The organism is Luteibacter sp. P4_D7_3 (assembly GCF_056401735.1).
In genome coordinates this window covers 1-6,478 of record NZ_JBFUIT010000236.1, presented here as the reverse complement: position 1 = coordinate 6,478, position 6,478 = coordinate 1, and the positions used below count along the sequence as shown (strand labels likewise).

Annotated in this window: 7 protein-coding genes and 1 pseudogene; all 8 read right to left on the bottom strand. The window is 65.5% G+C overall.

The genetic code is table 11. The annotated features are described in order from the left end of the window. Positions 1-410 (bottom strand): annotated as a pseudogene (locus tag AC1DSN_RS16660) (DNA polymerase III subunit delta'); the annotation flags it as partial. After that, on the bottom strand, positions 407-1,057 hold the full coding sequence (tmk, locus tag AC1DSN_RS16655) for a dTMP kinase (RefSeq protein ID WP_477331762.1): 651 nt from the start codon (positions 1,055-1,057) through the stop codon (positions 407-409). The gene tmk and the pseudogene AC1DSN_RS16660, both read right to left, overlap by 4 nt. Continuing rightward, positions 1,048-2,076 (bottom strand): endolytic transglycosylase MltG, encoded by a 1,029-nt coding sequence (gene mltG, locus AC1DSN_RS16650; protein WP_063574212.1) that lies wholly within the window; start codon positions 2,074-2,076, stop codon positions 1,048-1,050. Before mltG ends, tmk begins: the two co-directional genes overlap by 10 nt. Further along, positions 2,076-2,903: an aminodeoxychorismate lyase gene (gene pabC, locus AC1DSN_RS16645; RefSeq protein ID WP_477331760.1), complete on the bottom strand. Its 828-nt coding sequence runs from the start codon at positions 2,901-2,903 to the stop codon at positions 2,076-2,078. The genes mltG and pabC overlap by 1 nt, the downstream gene beginning before the upstream one ends. A gap of 2 nt (positions 2,904-2,905) precedes the next feature. Then, positions 2,906-4,252, bottom strand: a complete 1,347-nt coding sequence (locus AC1DSN_RS16640; protein ID WP_477331758.1) for an aminodeoxychorismate synthase component I — start codon at positions 4,250-4,252, stop codon at positions 2,906-2,908. A gap of 5 nt (positions 4,253-4,257) precedes the next feature. Beyond that, positions 4,258-5,574, bottom strand: a complete 1,317-nt coding sequence (gene fabF, locus AC1DSN_RS16635) for a beta-ketoacyl-ACP synthase II (RefSeq protein WP_213948284.1) — start codon at positions 5,572-5,574, stop codon at positions 4,258-4,260. Positions 5,575-5,722: 148 nt separating this feature from the next. Beyond that, the gene (acpP, locus tag AC1DSN_RS16630) at positions 5,723-5,965 is read right to left on the bottom strand and encodes an acyl carrier protein (protein WP_213948285.1); all 243 of its coding nucleotides are present in this window, start codon (positions 5,963-5,965) and stop codon (positions 5,723-5,725) included. A gap of 187 nt (positions 5,966-6,152) precedes the next feature. Continuing rightward, the coding region (locus AC1DSN_RS16625; protein WP_477331755.1) for an SDR family oxidoreductase at positions 6,153-6,478 on the bottom strand (326 nt) is incomplete at its 5' end.

Genomic DNA, 6,478 nt, shown 5'->3' with positions numbered 1-6,478 from the left:
AGGGTTTTCAGCAAGGCGTTCGCTGCGGCGGCGTTCATCGCGTCGGCCGGATCCACCGTGGCGATCTGCCAGCCGCCGAACTGGCTGGACATGGCCAACCGTGCGGAAAGGTCGCGGATCTGGTCGACGACGATCTCGCTGCGGGTCACGCCGTCCTTGCGCAGGCCGAACGATAACGTGGCCACGTCCGGGTGCGTACCGGCAGCCACCAGGTGGCAGCTGCGGCAGACCCCGCAAGGCGTACCGTCGTGACTCTGCTGACAGAGCAGGCCCTTGACGAACGTCGCCAGAAAATCCCGCTTGCCCAGGCCAGCCGGCCCGGCAAGCAACAACGCATGCGGAAGCGCATCGCGCTCACGGCGCGCCTGCAGGCGCGCCCAGGCATCGGCATGCCAGGGGCGCAGGCTCACGAAACGACTCCGTCAAGCAAGCCGGAAACACCCTCGATGGCCTGGCCCAGCACGGCGTCCGGCGCGGCACTCGCGTCCAGCACGCGGAAGCGTCGTGGCTCCGCGGCTGCCCGCGCGCGATACGCGTCGCGAATGCGTTCGAAGAAGGAATCACCCTCCCCTTCGATGCGGTCCGCCTCGCCCCGMCCGGCGGCGCGAGCACGGCCGGTGCTCACGGGAAGGTCGAGCAGCAACGTGACATCGGGCTTGAGGGCCAGCGCGGCCCAGACTTCGAGCGCCTCGATGCGCTCCACCGGTTGACCGCGACCGCCACCCTGGTAGGCAAAGCTGGCGTCGGTAAACCGATCGCAAAGCACCCAGCGACCGGCGGCCAGCGCCGGCTCGATGACCTGACGGACCAGCTGGGCGCGCGAGGCGAACATCAGCAACAATTCGGCTTCCGCGCAGAGGTCGTTGTTGGCGGCATCCAGCACCACGYCGCGCACCGCCTCCCCCACGGCCGTACCGCCGGGCTCGCGGGTAACGACCAGATCCACGCCCTGCACACGGAGGTACGCTTCGAGCCCACGGAGCAGCGTGCTCTTGCCGGCGCCTTCGCCGCCTTCGAGGGTGATCAGTCGGCCGCGCTTGGGTGTCGTCACTGGCATCGCTTCAATTGGTAGCAGGCAACAGCCCGGTTGTGGTCATCGAGATTGGCCGAGAAGACGTGGCTGCCGTCGCCCTTGGCGACGAAATACAGATCCTTGCCTTCCACCGGATGCAGCGCCGCCTGGATCGCCGCGCGCCCCGGCAGCGCAATCGGGGTCGGCGGCAGGCCGACCCGCGTGTACGTATTGTAGGGGGTGTCCGTCGTGAGGTCGCTTTTGTGGATGTTGCCCACATAGCTGTCGCCCATGCCGTAGATCACCGACGGGTCGGTCTGCAGCAGCATGTGCAGCTGTAGGCGCCGGATGAACACGCCGGCGATGCGCGGGCGCTCTTCCGCCCTGCCCGTCTCCTTTTCCACGATCGAGGCGAGGATGAGCGCCTCGTACGAGGTGGCCAGCGGCAGGTCCGGGGCACGCGCTGCCCAGGCCGTGTCGAGTGTCTTGGTCATCGCCGCATGCGCGCGCTTGAGGATGCTGGAGTCGGTGTCGTTCTTGACGTATGCGTAGGTTTCGGGAAGGAATCTCCCTTCCGGGTGCTCGCCCTCGTTACCCAGCCGCTTCATCAGCTCGTCGTTGTCGACACCCGCCGTGTCGTGCGACAGCGTGTCGGTCGCGGCCAGCGCACGGCGCAGATCGGCGAAGCTCCAGCCATCGACGATGGTGAAATTGCGCTGCATGACCTTGCCGTTGGCCATGTCGCCAATCAGATCCCTTGGTGTCATGCCCGTGCGCAGCAGGTATTCACCCGCGTGCAGACGCCCCGATGCGCGCATTTCGATCGCCAGCACGCGCCAGTACAGCGGCGACGCGCGTGTCGCGCCGCGATCGCGCAGGTCGCGCACGATGTCCTTGAACGAAGCACCGCGTGCCACATCGATGCTCTGTCCGGCCACGGGCACGCTCAGCGGCGTGCGCGCAAAGCGCGACCAGTCGAAAACAAGCCAGCTACCCACGGCGATCGCCGCGACCAGCACCACCAGCAAAATGACACGCCAGAGGGCGATGCCGCGCACTTTCATCAATCGGAATCCTTCGAACGGTTCGGAAGCGGCAGGCCGATCGCGCGCCAGTGGGCCTGCCAATGGCGGGTCACCGGGCCGGGCTGCCAGGTTCGGCCAGCGAAAGCCCGAACGGGAAGAATGCCCCGAACGGCCGACGTGAGGAAGACCTCGTCGGCCTCGACCACCTGTTGCGGCGACACGTGCCCGATGTCCACCTCGCCCGAAGCAAGCACCTCCGCGCGCGCCACGCCCGCGACACCGCAACGATCCACCGGCGRTGTGACAAGGCGCCCGCCTATGACGGCAAACAGGTTAGCTGCCGTTGCGCAGACGACGCGACCCTCCTGGTCGGCCATCAGGCCCTCTTGCCAGCAGGTATCCTCCCACTCCGAGCGGGCGAGCACCTGCTCGAGACGGTTGAGATGCTTCATCCCCGCCAGCAGGGGCTGATCGCCCAGGCGCGTGTCGCACTGGCGCAACGCTATCCCGTGGCGGTACACGTCCGTGGCAAGCAATAGCGGACCGACGCTGATCACGATGGTCGGCTTTGCCTGGCGTGGCCGGGCGTAACCGCGCTCACCCACACCGGCGGTAAACGTGATGCGGGCCACGGCATCCTCCAGCCCATGGGCCAGGTGCTGGACGCCGGCCAGCATAGCGTCGGTATCGGGCGCAGGCATGCCCAGACGCCTCGCCGACGCCCGCAGGCGTTCGACGTGCCGCGGCCACAAAGGCACGGCACGATCGACCACGCGCAACGTTTCAAACAGGCCGTCGCCGTACATCAGGCCACGATCCGCCGCACCCAGCCGATCGGTCTCGATGAAGTCGACCGACATACGCATGCTCATGCCGCGCCGAAAATACGCAACAGGCCGCGCGCCTTCGCCCGCGTCTCGTCGAGTTCCTTGTCAGGTACCGAATCGGTGACGATGCCGGCACCCGCACGTAGCGACACCGTCGGCCCTTCGACCATCAACGTGCGAATGAGGATATTGAGGTCCATGTCGCCGTTGTCGTCGAGATAGCCGATCGCCCCCGTGTAGGCACCCCGCGGCTCACGTTCGATATCACCGATGATCGCCATGCAGCGCACCTTGGGACAACCGGTGATGGTGCCGCCCGGAAACGTCGCCGCGATCACCTGGCCGGGCGTCACGCCTTCACGTGCCCGGCCGCACACATTGGAAACGATGTGATGCACATGGGCGTAACTCTCCACGACCATGAGCTCATCGACTTTCACGCTGCCGGGCACGCACACGCGACCGAGGTCGTTGCGCTCCAGGTCGATCAACATGACGTGCTCGGCCCGCTCTTTCGGGTGCGTCGTGAGTTCGCGGATACGTGCCGCATCGTCGTCACCAGGGACGCGAGGCCGCGTTCCGGCGATGGGGCGCGTTTGCAGCAGGCCGTCGCGCGATTCGACCAGACGCTCCGGCGACGAGCTCACGATCGCCCATGCCGGTTGCTGGAGCAGCCCCGCGAAGGGTGCGGGATTCGCCGTGCGCAATGCCGCCATCAGGCTCGCCGGGGAAGGCGCTTCGGCAAACCGCGCCGACCAAYGCCGCGACAGATTCACCTGGAACACATCGCCCGCACGCAGGTGTTCGTGAATACGCACGACACCTTCGAGAAACCGCGACGGCTCGTCTTCCTCGACGGCAACGGGTGTAGCCAACGCGAGATCGGGAAGTGCCACGTCGAGGTCGGCGGACAGGATGTCCAGCCAGTGCTCGGCGCCGTCCTCGGCAATGAGAATGGTGCGTTGCCCAACGTGATCGACGATCGCCGCCGCGGGGCTACGCAAGGCGAACGCCACCGGTGCGACCCCGCTGGACGGCGGCAGGCGCAGGCTCGGCTCGATCTGCCCGACCAGTTCGTACGCAAGGTAGACGATCCAGCCCCCGTGGAACGGCAAGCCATCGTCGACCCGCGGATGATGGCGCGCGGCCCAGGCGCCATCGAGCGCATCGAGAAACGTGCCGGGAACGATGTCGCCTGCCGCATCACGAACAAGGTCGTCAGCACCGAGCGTCAGCGACGCATCACCGGCGACAAAAAGGATGTCGAAGCGAGACTGCGGCGTTCCGGTGACCGCACTGGCCAGCAGTGCCGGATAGCGTTCCGGATATGACGCGGCCGGCGCGAGGAGATCGCGCCGGCCGGCCAGGGTTCGCGTGACGAAAGCCACGCCGATCAGAGGCGACGGAAGACGAGCGTACCGTTGGTGCCGCCGAAGCCGAACGAATTCGACACGACGACGTTGAGGTCCGCCTTCTCCGCCTTGTTCGGCACGAGATCCATGCCAAGCGCGGCCACTTCCGGATCGACGTCGACGAGATTCATCGTCGGCGGGATGATCCCGTCGCGCAGCGCCATCACCGAGAAGATCGCCTCCACACCGCCGGCAGCGCCGAGCAGGTGGCCGGTGACCGACTTGGTCGAACTGACCGCAAACTTTCCCTTCGCGGTGGCGTGGTCGCCGAACACGTTGCGAATGGCCTTGGCTTCGCCCAGATCGCCCACCGGGGTGGAGGTGCCGTGCGCATTGACGTACTGCACGTCTTCCGGGGTGATGCGCGCGTCGTGCAGGGCATTGCGCATGGCAAGCTCTGCACCGTCACCACTGGGCGAGGTGATGTGATACGCGTCGCCGCTCATACCGAAGCCGACAAGCTCGGCCAGGATGTTGGCGCCACGCGCCTTGGCGAACTCGTACTCCTCGAGCATGAGCATGCCGGCACCGTTGGACAGCAGGAAGCCGTCGCGGCCGGTATCCCACGGACGGCTGGCGTGCGTCGGATCGTCGTTGCGCGTGGACATCGCCTTGGCCGAGCAGAAGCCCGCCATCGCCGTCGTCGTGGTGGCATGCTCCGAGCCGCCGGCGAGCATCGCGTCCGCATCGCCGTACTGGATCAGGCGCATGGCCATGCCGATGTTGTGTGCGGCCGTCGTGCACGCCGAGACCAACGCGATATTCGGGCCTTTCAGGCCGAAGTAGATCGACAGGTTACCGGCGACCATGTTGATGATGGAGCTGGGTACGTAGAACGGCGAGACCTTGCGCGGGCCCTTTTCGTTCAGCTCGATCGCGGTGGCTTCGATCGTGTGCAGGCCGCCGATACCGGCACCCGCGGCCACGCCGATACGCCCGGCATTCTCTTCGGTCACGACCAGACCCGACTGACGGAACGCATGGGCACCGGCGACGATGCCATAGTGGATGAACGGGTCCATCCGCTTGAAGTCTTTCGCAATGGAGCGACGTTCGTCGTCAAGCGCCTTGATCCCCGCCTCGTCGGTGGGAATCGTGACGCCGTCAAAGAAGGCGTCGGCCGCAACGAAGTTGCGGACTTCGCCCGCGATGCGGGTGTTATAGGCGCTGGTGTCGAAATCGGTGACAGGGCCGATGCCGCTGTTACCTTCGACGACGTTCTTCCAGGCGGTGGCGACATCGTTACCGACCGGCGAAAGAATCCCCATGCCGGTAATTACCACACGTCGTTTACTCATGCGTTTGTTCCTTAGCACTTTATCCACGCAACCATACGCGAGCGCAGGTTACGAAAAGCGGAAACGAAAACTGCGCCTTTAGGCGCAGCTTCCGTGTCGCTCGGAGATCGACGGGAGGCAAGCCTCCGATCGACAACCAGTCGATTGATCAAGGGGTCTTGACGTGAGCCTTGATGTAGTCGACCGCCTGCTGGACCGTCGTGATCTTCTCAGCTTCTTCGTCCGGGATCTCGCACTCGAACTCTTCTTCGAGGGCCATCACGAGCTCAACGGTATCCAGCGAATCGGCGCCCAGATCGTCCACGAAAGACGCGTTGGTGGTGACTTCATCTTCCTTGACGCCCAGCTGTTCAACGACGATCTTCTTGACGCGTTCTTCGATGGTGCTCATGTTGCCTTTACCTCCCGAGGGAAAATTCCGGCGGCATTGTAGTGGCTAAGGACTTGGCCCGCCAACACACACTGCCACCACGTGGATGACGCCCGGTTTTTCTTAAGCCGGACGCGAAACGATGATTGTCTCTCAAAAACGGGCCGGTGGCGACTGCCGCCGACCCCGGCCGATCAGGGCGGCCCCATCAGGGCATGTACATGCCGCCGTTCACGTGAAGGGTCTCACCGGTGATGTACTTCGCTGCGGGCGAGGCCAGGAAGGCCACCGCCTCGGCGATATCGTTGGGCTCGCCCAGCTGGCCCAGGGCGATGCCGGACAGGAGCGCGCTGCGCTGCTCCTCCGGAAGCCCACGAGTCATGTCGGTATCGATGAAGCCCGGGGCCACCACGTTCACGGTGATGCCACGCGAGCCAATCTCACGGGCGAGCGATTTGGAGAACGCGATGATGCCGGCCTTGGCCGCTGCGTAGTTGGCCTGGCCCGGATTKCCGGTGACGCCGACCACGGAAG